We start from the raw sequence: 15314 nt of genomic DNA, 5'->3' as shown, positions 1-15314 counted from the left end.
AGATTGGAATTTCAACAACCTCTAAAGCATTTTCCAAATCCTCAAATCGCCAAATCTTCGAATCCTATTTTCCCACAGATCAATCTTTAATTTTCAACCCTGAATCTTGAACTACTTCATCGTTTCCAGAATGATGTCGATATCTTCTTCCGTCGTTTCGGGATTAATAAAACAGAAACGCGAAATTGTTTCATACCCATCCTTCCCCATCCATTTGGTAGGAGTAACAAGGGCAATTCCGGATTTGTGGTTACGGTAGGTCCAGTCTCTGTAATCCTCCGGAGTCCAGCCTTTCCTTCGAAAAAGCACTACCGACAGACTGGCGGGTCTCACCAGCTCCAGATTTTCATCTTCTTCAATTTTCTGAGCAGCAATCTTCGCCAGTTGAATTCCCTTTTCTATGGCATTGGTATATTTCTCTGTTCCATGCATGGCAAGGGAGAACCATAAAGGCATTCCACGGATTCGTCTGGTCAACTGGATCTGGTAATCGGCCGGATTAAATCCCTGGGCTCCCTCGTCTTTAAAGATCTCCAGGTAAGATCCTTTTTGAGAATGAGCCTCGGCTGCAAGTTCCATATCCTTATATATAATAGCACCGCAATCATAGGGTGAAAAAAGCCATTTATGAGGGTCGATCGTAATGCTGTCTGCTCTCTCAATGCCATTGAATAAATGGCGTACAGAAGGGGCTGCAAGAGCACCGCCGCCGTAGGCAGCGTCAACGTGAAGCCAGACATCTTCTTTTTCGCACACATCTGCAATTGAATCCAGCTCATCAATGATTCCGGCATTGGTAGTCCCGCCGGTTGCCACTACGGCAAAAAGTCTTTTCCTATCCTTCTCTTCAAGCTCATCAATGGCCGATTGCAGGGCATGACCCTGCAGATTTTCATCTGGGCAGTCAATCATGACCACATCGGCATCCATAACTTTTGCCATTGCCTGTATAGAAGAGTGTGCCCCGTTTGAAGTTAGCAGCAAAGCCCGGACACCAATATTTTTAATATTCTTCTTTCTCCAGGCTTCTCGTGCCGTCACTAAACCGGAAAGATTTGCAGCTGTCCCGCCACTGGTAAATACTCCAAACGCATCTTTGGGCAATCCCGTAAGAGAAACCAGCCACTTCATCGCCTGGTTCTCACAGAAAATTCCCCCGGCACCTTCCATCCAGTAGGCTCCGTGTATACTGGAGGCCGAAGTTACCAGGTCAAACATTATAGATGCCCTGGTAGGTGCAGCCGGCACAAACGCAAGATGACGCGGGTGATCAATAGGTACTGTAGCCTTTACCAGGATATCCCTGAACATTTTGAAGGCAACTTCACCGCCAATACCTTTCGGGGTGACAGTCTCCCCTATCAGTTCGAACAATTCCTCTTCCTTTTTGGGAGTGCCAAGTTCAGGAGTTACGTTGGAGATGCGATCTACTGTATATTTCATTACATCGAGGGTCATATTAACCAGGTCGATGTCTATTTTATGCATTTTCGTCATAACGAAAGTATATCAAATTTTAAATCAAGAGGCCTGAGGTTTTTGAGGAGCATTGGGATGAGCCTATCCCCATATTCCAGGTAGAATTCAGAGAAATTATGGTGCCGTTCCTGCAATCCTTTTCCGGGGAAAAGCTCCTGCTGTAGACTCGAAATCCTTGAAACCTCATCTTCCAGTTTTCTCTTTTGTGCCTTGAGCAGGCGTTTTTCCAGGTGGTCAAGTCCTTTCAATTGTTTTACCTCCTGGGCTTTTACGGCATTGAGAAATGATTTATCTGTTTGTTCTGCAAGTTCATACATCTCCTCAAATTGTTGCACCAGATGCTCTTTTTGAGGAGAAAAGTCGATGTCAATGTTAGAGATCTTCCGCACCTTCCTGTTGATCAATTCATGTGGTTTCAGAAAAAGTTCCGGTAAAGAAATATTCAGTTTCTGTCTTTTCTGTTCCTGTTTCTCTGTTTGAAGTAGGACCGAATTTCTAAGCAAAAGGATGGGAAAGGTCACGCCTGCTTGTTCAAAAAGCTGCTTTAGCTGAAACCAGTAAGCAATTTCTCCACCGCCTCCTATATAACACAAATTTGGCAGGATCACTTCTTCGTAGAGTGGACGCAGCAATACATTTGGACTAAACCTTTCAGGATAAGAATCTATTAGATCCTCCATTTCTTCACGTGTCCAGGAGATCTCATTATTATGTACAAAAAATTTCCCGTTCTTTTCTATAATTCGCTCCCGTATCCCTTCATTGATGTAGAACAGGTTGATCTCTCTGGGATTTACCTGTACTTTGTATCCTTCTCTTTCTAAAGCTTCACTTTTACTAATGACCTCGTCACAGTATTCCGGTTTAAAAAGCTCCGCTTTGATATATGGAATGTAGTGCTTTTTAAGTTCCGGCTCGTGTGCATCCAGAATTACCAGCCCCTGTTTCCCAAAAAGTTCGTTTGCGAGATACCGGGTGGCATTAGAAAGATTGTCGTGTTCTAAATATGCCTTGCGAAACCACTGCTTCAGCTGTTGCGCATTTTTACTGTTTCCTATTTCGGCAGAAAAAAGTTCAAAAACATCTTCAAGGCCGGCCGTAGGTAATTCACCTACGGGTCCGCCTGTTTTTTTCGATTGGGGTGGATTCCACTGGAATTTTTTTCCGTGGAGATGAAAGAAACTGATCTCCTCAAAATCATGATCTTCTGTAGCCATCCAGTACACCGGAACAAACTCATTTTCGGGATATTCTTTTTTCAGTTCAGCAGCAAGATTGATAGCCGTGACGATCTTGTACAGGAAATAAAGTGGACCGGTAAAAAGGTTGAGCTGGTGCCCGGTGGTAACAGTGAATGTGGTGTCTTTATCTAAAAGATCAATATTCTTTGCCGTAGCTGTAGAGGTTTCAAGGGATTTATATTGCTCCTTCAGCACGTTCACCAGAGCCTTCCGTTTTTCACTGCCCTTGTTGTTATTGTAATTTTCTGATTTGGATTTAATTTGTTTTCCAAAATTCTCCAGCGTGGGAAACAATCCGTAGAACTGCTTGACATTCTCTTTTTGGTCCAGATAATCGGTAATTACAGCAGTAAAGTAATTTGTCTCCCGGTAGGATAGAGAATGTTTCTGCATGGAATTGAATTTTGGCAAATATACAATTAAGAGTCTTGGAGTTAAAATCTGGCAATGAATATTCCCACAGATAAAGTTTTATATTTACCGGCTAATAATTTATCCATATTTACATATGAGAAAAGTTCAGATTTTTCTAACTGTACTTTTAGTCAGTTTTCAATTTACTGCTGCACAACAATCTCCGGAAGAATTCCTTGGTTACCAACCTGGCAGTAGTTTTACCCCTCATCATAAGGTGATAGCTTATTTTCAACATGTGGCCGAAAATTCTGCCTTAGTGGAATTCCACACGTACGGAGAAACCTATGAAGGACGCCCCCTCACTTATGCTATAATTTCTACTGAAGAGAACCTGAGAAACCTGGAACAGATCAGGACAGCTCATCTTCAAAATGCAGGAATTGCTGAAGGTTCACCTGCTTCATCTCCAAAAAAGGCTGTTGTTTGGCTTAGTTATAATGTGCACGGAAATGAAACTTCCAGCACAGAGGCTGCCATGCAGACCATTTATGAACTTGTTACACAAAAACAGGAATGGTTGAAAGACCTGGTGGTGATCATGGATCCCCTGGTAAATCCCGATGGAAGGGAAAGATACGTAAACTGGTATAAGCAGGTAAAAGCTACTCCTCATGATACTTCACCTATGGCTGTTGAACACAATGAGCCATGGCCGGGAGGAAGACCAAATCATTATCTTTTCGACCTCAACAGGGACTGGGCCTGGGCTACACAGACAGAAACCCGTCAGCGCCTAAAAATTTACAATGAATGGCTGCCTCATATTCATGTGGATTTCCATGAACAGGGCCGTAACAGTCCATATTACTTCGCCCCTGCAGCAGAACCTCTTCACGAGGTGATCACTCCTTTTCAAAGAGAATTCCAAACAGAAATAGGAAAAAATCATGCCCGCTATTTTGATGAGCAGGGATGGTTATATTTTACCAAAGAAAGATTTGACCTTCTGTACCCCAGTTATGGAGACACCTATCCAACCTATATGGGAGCGATAGGTATGACTTACGAAAAAGCAGGACACACAGGACTTGCCATACAAACAGATCATGGTTATGAACTCACACTTGTGGACCGGATACTACATCATCATACTACCGGCTTATCTACAGTAGAAATTGCTGCTCAAAACGTAGATAGGCTAAATGCAGAATTCGCTAAATTCTACAGCCGGGAAAAGCAGACACAAAATTATGTGCTAACCGGTCATAAGGATAAACTTGACCTGTTGAAAGAACTTTTGGATCGGCACGAGATCACCTATACCATGGCACAGCCGGGAAGAATTAAAGGCTATGATCCGCTCAGTAAGAAGAACAGCACCATAGAGGCCTCACAAAATACTCTTGTGGTAAGTACAGCACAACCAAAAGGAAAAATGGTGAAGGTTTTAATGGAGCCGCAAACTAAACTTGCCGATTCTCTTACCTATGACATAACTGCATGGAGTCTTCCTTACGCCTATGGACTGGAAGCTTTATCTACCGGTGCCAAAGTATCCACACGGCCTGCTTCTCCTGCAGTTGAGGTTAAAAATGAACCTTCTTCTAAGGCTGTGGCATATATTTCAAGGTGGGACAGCATGAAAGATGCGAGATTTTTGGCTGCACTGCTCGAAGCCGGGATAAGAGTGAGATTTACTGAAACGTCCCTCAAAACCTCCGGTAAAGAATTCAACCCGGGCAGCCTTATCATTACGAGAAGTGACAACCAAAAACCTGACAAATTTGATGAGCAGCTGGCAAGTCTGGCAAACGAGTATGACAGGGAACTCACTCCTGCTACAACAGGATTTTCCACTGCAGGACCTGATTTTGGTTCCTCCCAGGTAAAGGTGATCAATACCCCGAAAATTGTCCTTTTAAGAGGAGAAGGCATTTCTTCCCTCAATTACGGTGAGCTATGGTATTTCTTTGAGCAGGAACTCAACTATCCCGTTACTTCTGTTGACAAAGGTTATTTTAATAAACTGGATCTGTCAAAACTAGATGTGCTTGTGCTGCCTTCAGGGAATTATAATAGTCTTTTTGATGAAGAAGGTCTGTCAAAGCTTACTGCCTGGGTAAAAGGAGGTGGTAAGGTAATTGCAGTTGCCGGGGCAATTAAAGCTTTTGCCGGAAAAGACGGCTTCAATCTAAAAATCAATAAACAGGAGGAAAAGGATACCGTCTCCAAACCGAATCTTATTCCCTATGCTCAAAGTGAAAGAGAAGAGATCAAAGATCTTATTACCGGAAGCATCATTGAAACCCAAATGGATAAAACTCATCCCCTGGCTTTTGGCTATGATGATAAATACCTCAGCCTCAAACTAACCAATGATAGTTACAGCTTGTTAGGTGATGGTTATAATGTAGGATACCTGCAAAATTCTCCTAATATAGTTGCAGGTTTTGTTGGTGCGAAGGCAAAGGAAAAATTAAAGAATTCCCTCACTTTTGGTGTAGAGCCTATGGGTCGTGGAAGTTTTATATATCTTGTTGATAATCCTCTGTTCAGAGCCTTCTGGGAGAATGGAAAGTTGCTTTTTGTAAACTCTGTCTTTTTTGTCGACAACAGCGTGATCTCTGATTATACTAAATAACATATGCTAATAAATATTCTTCTTTTACTGGGAGGTTTTATCGCCCTGATTTATGGTGCTAACGCCCTGGTTGATGCCGCCTCTAGTCTGGCTGCACGTTATGGTGTTCCCAGCATCGTTATTGGACTAACCATTGTTGCTTTTGGAACATCGGCTCCCGAGTTGGTGGTAAACGTATTTGCCGCAACTACCGGAAGCACAGATATGGTGCTTGGAAATGTGTTGGGTAGCAACATCTTTAACGTACTGGGTATCCTGGGGATCTCTGCTCTTATATACCCTCTCACCGTCAAAAGCAATACCACATGGATCGAGATCCCTTTGAGTTTGCTTGCTGCGATCTGTGTTTTAGTTGTGGCCTCAGATACTATGCTGGACGGGACGGCATCCAATTTTATTTCCAGAAGTGACGGGATCATTCTCCTGTTGTTTTTCCTGGTCTTCCTTGTGTATAATCTTATGGTGGCCAAAAGCGGAGGTGCAGATGAAGAGATCACTACAAAAGATTACAGCACCGGGAAAGCCGTGCTTTTTATAATACTGGGACTGGCCGGGCTGGTAGTTGGTGGTAGATTAATAGTCACCAGCGCCGTTAGCATAGCCGAAGTCATAGGACTTTCAGAAAGGGTTATCGGGCTTACGGTGGTTTCTATTGGAACCTCCCTTCCCGAACTGGCTACATCGATCATTGCTGTGAGAAAGAAAAATGTTGATATCGCGATTGGAAATGTCGTAGGATCCAATATCTTCAATATTTTCCTCATCCTGGGTATTTCGGGTAGCATCGTACCCCTGGGAGTCAATCCCGATTCCTTTTTTGATATAATTATCAACATCCTTACAGGATTACTGCTCTTCATTTTCGTCTTCACCGGTCGCGGCCGAAAAGTAGAACGTTGGGAAGGCGCGGTATTTGTTATTGGCTATGTCGCCTATGTCACTTATTTAATCATCTAATGTTGAAAATATCCTGAATGAAATCAAATTTAAAAGTTTACATCTTTGCTTTTCTGGTGAGTGTTCTTGCCGGAAATGCCATCGCGCAGCAACCTGCTGAAGCATCCGGTTTCAATGTCGACTATGAAACCTTCACCCTTGACAACGGATTAAAAGTGATTTTTCATGTAGACCGTTCAGATCCTGTTGTTGCTGTAGCCCTTACCAGTCACGTAGGTTCTGCAAGAGAGAAAGAAGGACGAACCGGCTTTGCACACCTTTTTGAACACCTGCTCTTCCTGGAATCAGAAAATCTTGGGAAAGGCGGACTGGATAAACTAAGCGCCAGGATTGGAGGAAGTGGGGCCAACGGTTCCACCAGCCGCGACCGCACCAATTATTTCCAGACCGTACCCAATGATGCCCTTGAAAAAATGATCTGGGCAGAAGCCGATAAGTTAGGCTACTTTATCAATACCGTTACCGAAGCCGTACTTGCCAAAGAAAAGCAGGTAGTTAAAAATGAGAAGAGACAGAGTGTCGATAACAGGCCTTATGGGCACACACAGTACGTGATCGACAGAAATCTTTACCCGAAAGGTCATCCTTATAGCTGGCAGGTAATAGGTTCTCTGGAGGACCTGCAGAATGCTACTCTTGAGGATGTAAAGGGATTCTTTAATCGCTGGTATGTACCAAATAATGTAGTTCTTACCGTGGCAGGAGACTTCGATACTGCCCAGGCAAAAGACTGGGTTGAAAAGTATTTTGGAGAAATTAAGAGAGGTCCGGAGGTTCAGGAGCTGAAAAAACGTCCGGCCAACCTTCAGCAAACTAAGAAACTCTATTACGAAGATAATTTTGCAAGACTGCCGGAATTAACCCTGGTATGGCCGGGAGTACCTTCGTATCACGAAGATTCTTATGCCCTGGAAGTTCTGGCAAATTATCTCGCAGATGGAAAAAACGCTCCGTTCTACAAGGAACTCGTGGCTTCCAAAAAGCTCACTCCTAATGTGCGGATGTATAACTATAACTCAGAACTGGCAGGACAAGTCATGATGCAGATACGCGCCTATGACGGCACAGATCTGGATGATGTATATACGGCGGTACAGGAGACCTTCAGTAAATTTGAAAAAGAAGGAATATCAGAAAAAGACCTGAAGCGAATCAAAGCCGGACAGGAGACCTCATTTTACAACAGCCTTTCAAGCGTTCTAGGAAAAGGCTTTCAGCTCGCACAATATGAAATCTTTGCCGGTGATCCCGACATGATCAATCAGGAGATCAATTATATTCTTGCTGTAACTCCGCAGGATGTGATGAGAGTTTATAAAAAATACATTCAGAACAAGCCTTTTATTGCTACCGGTTTTGTTCCGAAGGCTCAGACCGGGTTAGCTTTGGAAGGATCCATAGAAGCTGAAGTTGAAGAGGAGGAGATCGTAATGGGAGCCGAACAGGAATTTGATCTGGAGGAAGAGGTTACCTACCAGAGAACACCTTCAGCTTTTGACAGAACAATTGAACCGCCATACGCAGATGCACCACAGGTAAAAGTTCCCGCAATCTGGGAAGAAACCTTGACATCCGGTCTTAAAGTATACGGAATCACAAATTCTGAAGTTCCGCTTGTACAGTTCATGTTGGAAATTAAAGGCGGTATCTTACTGGAAGATCCTTCGAAAATCGGAGTGTCCAATTTACTGGCCAACCTTATGACCAAAGGAACAAAAAACCGGACTTCGCAGGAGCTTGAAGAAGCTATTGAACTTTTGGGCGCAAACATTCGTGTAAATGCTACAGATGAAAAACTGATCATAAGCGGAAGCACTTTAGCTAAAAACTATAAGGAGACAATGTCACTTGTGCAGGAAATCCTTTTGGAACCACGATGGGATGAAGAGGAATTTGCACTCGCAAAACAACAGGTAATTAACCGCATACAGCAGGAGAAAGCTTCTCCTAATAATATTGCTTCCAATGAATTCCGGAAACTGATGTACGGGGAGAATCATATCCTGTCGCACAATAACCAGGGAACAGAAATGTCTGTTGAAGCTATCAAGCTGGAGGATCTAAAGAACTATTATGCTAATAACCTTTCCCCCCAACTGGCATCTTTCCTGGTGGTAGGAGATATTGAACAAAATGAGGCAGTAAGCGAAGTAAAAAAAGTAACGGAAAAATGGAAGGTCAAAAATGTCATTTTCAAGGTCCTTCCCGAAGTAACAGCTCCTCAGGAGTCTCAGGTTTATTTTTATGATGTACCCGGTGCTAAACAGTCGGTTCTACATATTGGTTATCCTGCCCTTGCTGAAACAGATGAAGATTTTTTCCCGGCTACTGTAATGAATTACAGACTTGGGGGCGGAAGTTTTGCTTCCCAGCTCACCCAGGAACTAAGAGAAGGAAAAGGATATACCTACGGAATCAGATCTGGTTTTGATGGCAGTACAATCACAGGACCATTCCTGATCTCTAGTGGTGTAAGATCAAATATCACCTATGAAGCTGTTGATCTCATTAAAAAGATCCTTTCGGAATATCCTGAAAACTACAACGAACAGGACCTGGAAGTAACCAAAGGCTTCATGATCAAGAGTAACGCAAGAAAATTCGAAACCATGGGCTCTAAGCTGCAAATGCTTAGGGAAATAAGTAATTACAACAGACCAAAGGATTACGTTTTGAAACAGGAAGAAACAGTGAGAAATATCACAGTGCCCGAAGTAAAAACTCTTGCCCAAAAGTACGTCGATCCGAACAGGATGTATTATTTAATAGTGGGAGATGCTGCCACGCAGCTGGATCGGCTTGAGAAACTTGGCTTTGGTAAACCTGTACTCCTAAATGCTACTGAAAAATAGCATTTTTGAGACACCTTTATAAACTCAGATGCCCGGAAAATCCGGGCATTTTTATTGATTCCTTGCAAAGTATTCAGACATTAAATCTTGAATTTCTAGGAGTCTTTCTTCTTTCCTCCCTTTTTCTTTCGGTGCTTAAGCACTTCAGCTTCTCTAAAAAAGATAATCTCTTCAGCAATATTGGTGATGAGATCCCCTATTCTTTCCACCTTTTTTATCACTGAAAACAACAACATTACCTGATCGATCACCTGTGGATCTGCCTTCACTTCTTCAGAAATAATGGCAAAAGACTTCATGTTGATCTCATTGAGGATCTTATCCTTTTTAAAGACCTTGCGTGCCACCTTTGTATCCACTTCATTATATGCATGGGTTATATCGTCAAGCATTGATAAAGCGGTTGCAAACATTTCTTCCACGCGCATTCTTTCCAGAAGCCTGGGCTCGATCTGGGTATCGATCTTTACAATGTAGTTTGAGATCCCGTAGGCGTGATCCCCTACCCGCTCCAGGTCAAAATTGATCTTCCTTAAAGCCAGCACAAAACGAAGGTCGCTGGCCACAGGATTGTGCAATGCTATGAAACGTTCACAATCACGGTCTATTTTAAGGTCGAGGGCATTAACCCTGTTTTCCTTGTGCATAACTTCTTCGGCAAGGTCACTGTCGTGATTAAAAAATGCTTCCTGTGCACTTTCGAATTGTTTTGTACAAAGCTCCAGCATCTCAAGTCCTGCCTGGTTTAATGCTTCTCTATGTTGATCTAAACTTATCATAGTACCTGTGGTTTATCCGAATCTACCGGTGATATAATTCTCGGTTTGCTTTTTTTCGGGATTGGTAAATAACTTTTTTGACTTGTCGTATTCAATGAGTTCGCCCATATAAAAGAAGGCGGTATAATCACTTATTCTTCCTGCCTGCTGCATGTTATGGGTAACAATGACTATGGTATATTTTTCTTTAAGCTCGTAAATAAGCTCCTCGATCTTGGCAGTTGAAATGGGATCCAGGGCAGAGGTTGGTTCATCCATGAGAATGATGGAAGGTTCTACTGCCAGAGTACGGGCGATGCACAAACGCTGTTGCTGCCCTCCTGACAATGCTAAAGCAGATTTATTGATATCCTCCTTCACCTCGTTCCACAGGCCTACCTGCTTTAGGGAGTCCTCGACTTTTTGCCTCAGGAAATTCTTATCTTTTATTCCCTGTATTTTAAGACCATACGCAACATTTTCATAAATGGATTTAGGAAAAGGGTTGGGTTTTTGGAAAACCATTCCCACCTGCTTCCTAAGCTGCTCTACATTCACCTTTTTCTTATAAATATTCTCCCCGTCAATAAGGATCTCTCCTTCCAGCCTAAAGCCATCGACATAATCATTCATGCGGTTGAATAGCCGGAGGAAAGTAGATTTTCCACAGCCCGAAGGTCCTATAAAAGCCGTAATTTTATTTGCTCTTATATTCATGTCAATACCTTTTATCGCCATGAAATCGTCATAGAAAACCTTCACTTCCTTTGCCTGCAGCTTATGTTTCCTCTTCAAAGTTTTATCAATAGTGTCTTTATCTTTTTTCATCTTATTTGAATTTACTCTGCCACCTGTTCCTAAAGTAAACTGCAATTCCATTCATTATAAATGTAATCAACAATAGAACAATTATGGCTGCTGCGGCATTGATCTCGAACCCGTGCTGGGGACGTGAGATCCAGTTAAATATTTGAATGGGGAGTACAGAAAATTCATCCATTGGCGAGGAAGGTGCAAAGGGCACATACGCCAGGGCTCCAATAACAATTAAAGGGGCAGTCTCTCCAACTGCCCGGGAAAGCGCCAGAATCACTCCCGTGAGAATTCCACCAAAAGATGCAGGTAGCAACTGTTGTGAAACGGTTTGCCATTTTGAAGCTCCCAATGCAAAAGACGCATCTCTTATGGATTTAGGCACTGCTTTAATAGCTTCACGCGTAGAGACGATCACTATGGGCAGGATCAAAAGCGCAAGGGTGAAGCTGCCGGCCAAAATACTTGCCCCCATTTCCATGACCCTAACAAAAACTTCCAGCCCTAATAGCCCATAAATTATGGAAGGCACCCCCGCAAGATTTGAAATATTGACTTCCAGCAGGGAAGAAAGTTTGCTCTCTTTGGCATATTCCTCCAGATAAATAGCAGCGGCAATCCCCAGGGGCAATGCAATAATTGTAGTAAATATCAAGATCCATACACTACCCATTAGTGCAGTATAAATTCCTGCTCTTTCCGCTTTTCTCGAAGGTAGATTGGTAATAAAACCCCAGTCTATCCTTTGTAGTCCGTCAATAAGTATGGAGCCTATAAAGATGCAGAGGAGGATGAGCCCTAAAAAGGTGCAGGCAATCCCCCACACTTTAAAAGCCTTATCTTTGATCCGGTTTTTCTTTATATTATTCATATTTCTCCCTGAATTTTTTTCTTATCCTGTAGCTAATTGTATTTAACAGGAAAGTAAAGATGAATAGCGTAATTCCCGCGGCAAAAATTGTTCGGTATTCCAGAGAACCATGCTGTACATCACCCAGACTCACCTGTACGATATATGCGGTAATGGTTTCTACAGGAACTGTAGGATCTAAGGTTAAGCGTGGTTGCTGCCCGGCAGCTATAGCCACGATCATGGTTTCTCCAATCGCACGGGAAATAGCCAGGATGATCGAAACGATAATTCCTGAGGAGGCTGCCGGCACCAGTACCCTGAATGCATTCTGCAACTTTGTGGATCCCATTCCGTAGGCCGCTTCCCTCAGGGAATTTGGCACCGCATGCAATGCATCTTCACTTAAAGAAGATACAAAGGGAATGATCATGATCCCCATAACCAGACCGGCCGACAAGGAATTGAATCCCGCAAGCCCCGGGATGAACGTCTGCAAAAAAGGAGTTACTACGGTAAGGGCAAAGAATCCGTACACTACAGTTGGTACTGCAGCAAGCAATTCCAAAGCAGGCTTTATCGTTTTTCTGAAACTTCGCGGAGCATACTCGCTTATATAAATACTGATTGATAATCCTACAGGTACTGCAAAAATGATAGCTATGAAAGAGGTCAATAAAGTACCCGATAGCAGGGTTATGATCCCGAAATGCTTATCGGTGTATAACGGTGTCCATTGGGTATCTGTAAAGAAATCTATTATAGAAACCTCTTTAAAGAAGAGGATCGCTTCTATAGACAGCACCAGTATGATCCCCACAGTAACAGCAATAGTAACTAAAGCACTGGCCTGAAGCCCTTTTTCTATTACTGTTTCTTTAAGTTTTCGCATTTGAAAAAAGGAAAATTTCCGGAGCATAACTACTCCGGAAGATCTTTTTTATTGTTGAGTTGTATTTCCTTTTACAAAGGCAGCAAATTTCTCCTGCTCTCTCTTATATTCCTCATCAGTCAATGGAATGTATCCCACATCATCTAAAAGTTCTGAAGCCTCAGTAAGATAAAAATTCACGAAATCAATAACTGCAGGATTCTCAAGAGAAGAGCTGTTCACATAAATGTAAAGCGGACGGGAAAGTGGCGCATAACTTCCGTTACTAACAGTCTCTCCTGAAGGTTCAACACAACCTTCCCCTCCGTCTACAGCAACCATTTTAAGCTTATCAGAGTTTTCCTCAAAATATGCCAGGCCAAAAAATCCAAGTCCGTATTTGTCACCGGAAACTCCCTGCACAAGGACGTTGTCATCTTCACTGGCCGTGTAATCCCCCCTGCTGCTTCCGCTTTTACCAACGATAACCTCGGTGAAATAATCGAATGTACCTGAAGCTACCCCCGGACCATAAAGCCGTATTTCTGCATCTGGCCATGAAGGTTCTATCTGATTCCAGCGTTTAATATTTCCCTGGGCCGATGGCTCCCAAATCTTCTTTAACTGCTCAACAGTAAAACAAGTTACCCAGTCATTTTCGGGATGTACAACTACAGCAAGTCCGTCATAAGCTACTTCAAGTTCCACAAATGATATTCCGTTTGATTCAGCTATGGCTCTCTCATCCTCCTTAATCGGCCTGGAAGCATTAGTGATCGCTACCTCTCCTCTTCCGAATTTCTGAAAACCACCCCCGGTGCCGGAGACTCCAATGGTTACATCCACATCTGGAGCTTCAGATCGGTATTCTTCAGCAATAGCTTCTGTTACAGGATATACAGTACTGGAACCATCAATGCTGATAGCTGAACTACTTTCTTTTTTTTGATTTCCGCAGGAAACCAGAGAAATTGTTATTGCAGTTAATAAAATGATTTTTTTCATGATCTGTTTGTTATAAATGAAGTTCAAATTGTAATCTATAGTTTAAGTTGTCATTAAATCCTCTGTTGAGATCTGTGTAGTTTATGTCTGTCTGCACTTTTAATTTATGCTTCACAATATATTTCGAAAGACCAACAGTATATTGATCTTCCACGAGTTGTGTGACTTTGTCATCCAGATCAATGGTGGTATATCTGCCTAACAACTGCAGATTGTTTTTAAACAGATATCCCGCCTGAATATTAAATCCTTTTCCAATATTTACTGCATCTCCGGTAAGAGAACCATCTGCATTGGTCGCAAAAGCATTATCTGCGCTGCGATGAGCATATTCGGCCATTGCAGAAAATCCCCGGTACTTGAACATTGCATCTACGAAGGAAGTAGTGACATCTGTCTCGAAAAATCCGGTGTCGGTGAGCATGTATGCCCCGGAATTTGATCTGGTTCTAACTGCATTGTCATTGTAATCATAGGAGAAACCAATTGCCAGTTTTGGAGTTGCTTCGCGGGCAAAATCGGCGCCGGAATAATCATCGAAATCTCCAAAGGGCAAAAATTCCAGCCTTCCGGTGTATTGTAAACCACCAATGTTCCCGGCCGTCACATTTCGACCTTCTCCCTGGGCTATCGAAACAGCCTCTCTCATTAGAAAGCTGCCGCCAAGATTTGTTTCATGGTGCAACTGGACTCCCATATCCCTGTCAATATTAAACCGGCTGTTAACAAGGGAACGGTCTACGGTTTCCAGACTCGCAGAAGAGATAATACGTTCCCTGTTTCCGGGAAGTTTTGTCTGACCCGCCCAAAGCTCAAAATTCTCGTAAAAGTTCCATTTTACAACCGCGTCCAATATGAGTCGGTTAGTATTACCCGTATAAACAGAAGCTCCCGAGAGATCGCGGTTGGATAGACCCAGTTCAACTTTATAGGTAAGTTTTGGAGTGTAGGCAAATCCCTGAAATTTCAGTCGGGCTCGTCTTACCAAAAAATTGGTTTCTCCGGTCTTAAAGCCATCATCTTCAGAAATGTCCCAGTTGGACGTAAACAGGGATTGCATTCTAATCGCAAAATTTGCGCTGTAGGAGCTGTCTTTAGCCACTACATTGACCAGACCTTTTCCGAATTTATTTTCTGTTATGTCCTGTCCGTGCACATGCATTGTGGTTAACATTCCTAAGGCAAGCATGAGGCCCGTGGTAATCTTCATCATTTCTTAGTTTTTGTCGGTGACAAAGTTGCGTCTCCAATGTTAACTTAAGGTTATGAGCAGATTACCAATAAGTAAAAAGGTTGCCCCACAAGGAGCAACCTTACCTCATACATCTAAATCGACAAAAACTAAGAGTATATGATTGGGATCAAAGATGTGATATTTCTACTGCTCCAATGTTACCGAAAATTAAAGGAAAGTTTAATTTTAGCATTTTTCGGCCTTTCAGAAAGGGTATTATATCTGATATCAATTCCATTAAAAATTTCTAATTTGT

The 15314-nt window shown here is 42.6% G+C and carries 11 protein-coding genes; 3 read left to right on the top strand and 8 right to left on the bottom strand.

All coding sequences use genetic code 11. The features are described from left to right. Positions 1-111 precede the first annotated feature (111 nt). Both G564_RS0116370 and bshC read right to left on the bottom strand, forming a co-directional pair. Positions 112-1488 carry a pyridoxal phosphate-dependent decarboxylase family protein gene (locus G564_RS0116370; RefSeq protein ID WP_029038606.1) on the bottom strand — a complete coding sequence of 459 codons (1377 nt, stop codon included), beginning with the start codon at positions 1486-1488 and terminating at the stop codon, positions 112-114. Between the two features lie 5 nt (positions 1489-1493). After that, positions 1494-3113 (bottom strand): bacillithiol biosynthesis cysteine-adding enzyme BshC, encoded by a 1620-nt coding sequence (bshC, locus tag G564_RS0116365; protein WP_029038605.1) that lies wholly within the window; start codon positions 3111-3113, stop codon positions 1494-1496. A 115-nt stretch (positions 3114-3228) separates the two neighbouring features. Here bshC and G564_RS0116360 point away from each other — a divergent pair, with 115 nt between their 5' ends. From G564_RS0116360 to G564_RS0116350, 3 genes are read left to right on the top strand one after another with little or no spacing between them, the layout of a single operon-like run. Continuing rightward, entirely contained in the window at positions 3229-5718 is a 2490-nt protein-coding gene (locus G564_RS0116360; protein ID WP_029038604.1) for a M14 metallopeptidase family protein, read from the top strand. Between the two features lie 3 nt (positions 5719-5721). Continuing rightward, complete coding sequence (locus tag G564_RS0116355) at positions 5722-6675, top strand: calcium/sodium antiporter (RefSeq protein WP_029038603.1); 954 nt, start codon at positions 5722-5724, stop codon at positions 6673-6675. A gap of 17 nt (positions 6676-6692) precedes the next feature. Then, positions 6693-9527, top strand: coding sequence for a M16 family metallopeptidase (locus G564_RS0116350; RefSeq protein WP_029038602.1), 2835 nt, complete (start codon positions 6693-6695; stop codon positions 9525-9527). A gap of 95 nt (positions 9528-9622) precedes the next feature. Here G564_RS0116350 and phoU read toward each other — a convergent pair whose 3' ends face one another. Genes phoU through G564_RS0116320 form a run of 6 tightly spaced genes read right to left on the bottom strand, consistent with a single transcriptional unit; the run spans position 9623 to position 15037 of the window. Next, a complete protein-coding gene (gene phoU / locus G564_RS0116345) occupies positions 9623-10306 on the bottom strand; it encodes a phosphate signaling complex protein PhoU (protein WP_029038601.1) in 684 nt (227 codons plus the stop codon). A 12-nt stretch (positions 10307-10318) separates the two neighbouring features. After that, positions 10319-11113 carry a phosphate ABC transporter ATP-binding protein PstB gene (gene pstB / locus G564_RS0116340; protein WP_051205564.1) on the bottom strand — a complete coding sequence of 265 codons (795 nt, stop codon included), beginning with the start codon at positions 11111-11113 and terminating at the stop codon, positions 10319-10321. A 1-nt stretch (position 11114) separates the two neighbouring features. Next, on the bottom strand, positions 11115-11969 hold the full coding sequence (pstA, locus tag G564_RS0116335) for a phosphate ABC transporter permease PstA (RefSeq protein ID WP_029038599.1): 855 nt from the start codon (positions 11967-11969) through the stop codon (positions 11115-11117). Beyond that, positions 11962-12840, bottom strand: a complete 879-nt coding sequence (gene pstC, locus G564_RS0116330; protein ID WP_029038598.1) for a phosphate ABC transporter permease subunit PstC — start codon at positions 12838-12840, stop codon at positions 11962-11964. Before pstC ends, pstA begins: the two co-directional genes overlap by 8 nt. 48 nt (positions 12841-12888) lie before the next feature. After that, positions 12889-13824 (bottom strand): PstS family phosphate ABC transporter substrate-binding protein, encoded by a 936-nt coding sequence (locus G564_RS0116325; protein WP_029038597.1) that lies wholly within the window; start codon positions 13822-13824, stop codon positions 12889-12891. Between the two features lie 10 nt (positions 13825-13834). Beyond that, positions 13835-15037, bottom strand: coding sequence for a porin (locus G564_RS0116320; RefSeq protein ID WP_394330249.1), 1203 nt, complete (start codon positions 15035-15037; stop codon positions 13835-13837). Positions 15038-15314: the final 277 nt, after the last annotated feature.

The sequence above is a fragment of the Salinimicrobium xinjiangense DSM 19287 genome, assembly GCF_000423585.1.
In the GTDB taxonomy this organism is placed as follows: Bacteria; Bacteroidota; Bacteroidia; order Flavobacteriales; family Flavobacteriaceae; genus Salinimicrobium; species Salinimicrobium xinjiangense.
The sequence above is the reverse complement of the archived record's forward strand: the minus strand, read 5'-3'. Positions and strand labels throughout refer to the sequence as shown.

Excerpts from the sequence above, each read along its gene's own strand:
- bshC (WP_029038605.1), bottom strand. The coding sequence starts at position 3,113 with ATGCAGAAACATTCTCTATCCTACCGGGAGACAAATTACTTTACTGCT.
- G564_RS0116370 (WP_029038606.1), bottom strand. The coding sequence starts at position 1,488 with ATGCATAAAATAGACATCGACCTGGTTAATATGACCCTCGATGTAATG.
- G564_RS0116350 (WP_029038602.1), top strand. The coding sequence starts at position 6,693 with ATGAAATCAAATTTAAAAGTTTACATCTTTGCTTTTCTGGTGAGTGTT.
- G564_RS0116320 (WP_394330249.1), bottom strand. The coding sequence starts at position 15,037 with ATGATGAAGATTACCACGGGCCTCATGCTTGCCTTAGGAATGTTAACC.
- G564_RS0116355 (WP_029038603.1), top strand. The coding sequence starts at position 5,722 with ATGCTAATAAATATTCTTCTTTTACTGGGAGGTTTTATCGCCCTGATT.
- pstB (WP_051205564.1), bottom strand. The coding sequence starts at position 11,113 with ATGAAAAAAGATAAAGACACTATTGATAAAACTTTGAAGAGGAAACAT.
- phoU (WP_029038601.1), bottom strand. The coding sequence starts at position 10,306 with ATGATAAGTTTAGATCAACATAGAGAAGCATTAAACCAGGCAGGACTT.
- G564_RS0116360 (WP_029038604.1), top strand. The coding sequence starts at position 3,229 with ATGAGAAAAGTTCAGATTTTTCTAACTGTACTTTTAGTCAGTTTTCAA.
- pstA (WP_029038599.1), bottom strand. The coding sequence starts at position 11,969 with ATGAATAATATAAAGAAAAACCGGATCAAAGATAAGGCTTTTAAAGTG.
- pstC (WP_029038598.1), bottom strand. The coding sequence starts at position 12,840 with ATGCGAAAACTTAAAGAAACAGTAATAGAAAAAGGGCTTCAGGCCAGT.
- G564_RS0116325 (WP_029038597.1), bottom strand. The coding sequence starts at position 13,824 with ATGAAAAAAATCATTTTATTAACTGCAATAACAATTTCTCTGGTTTCC.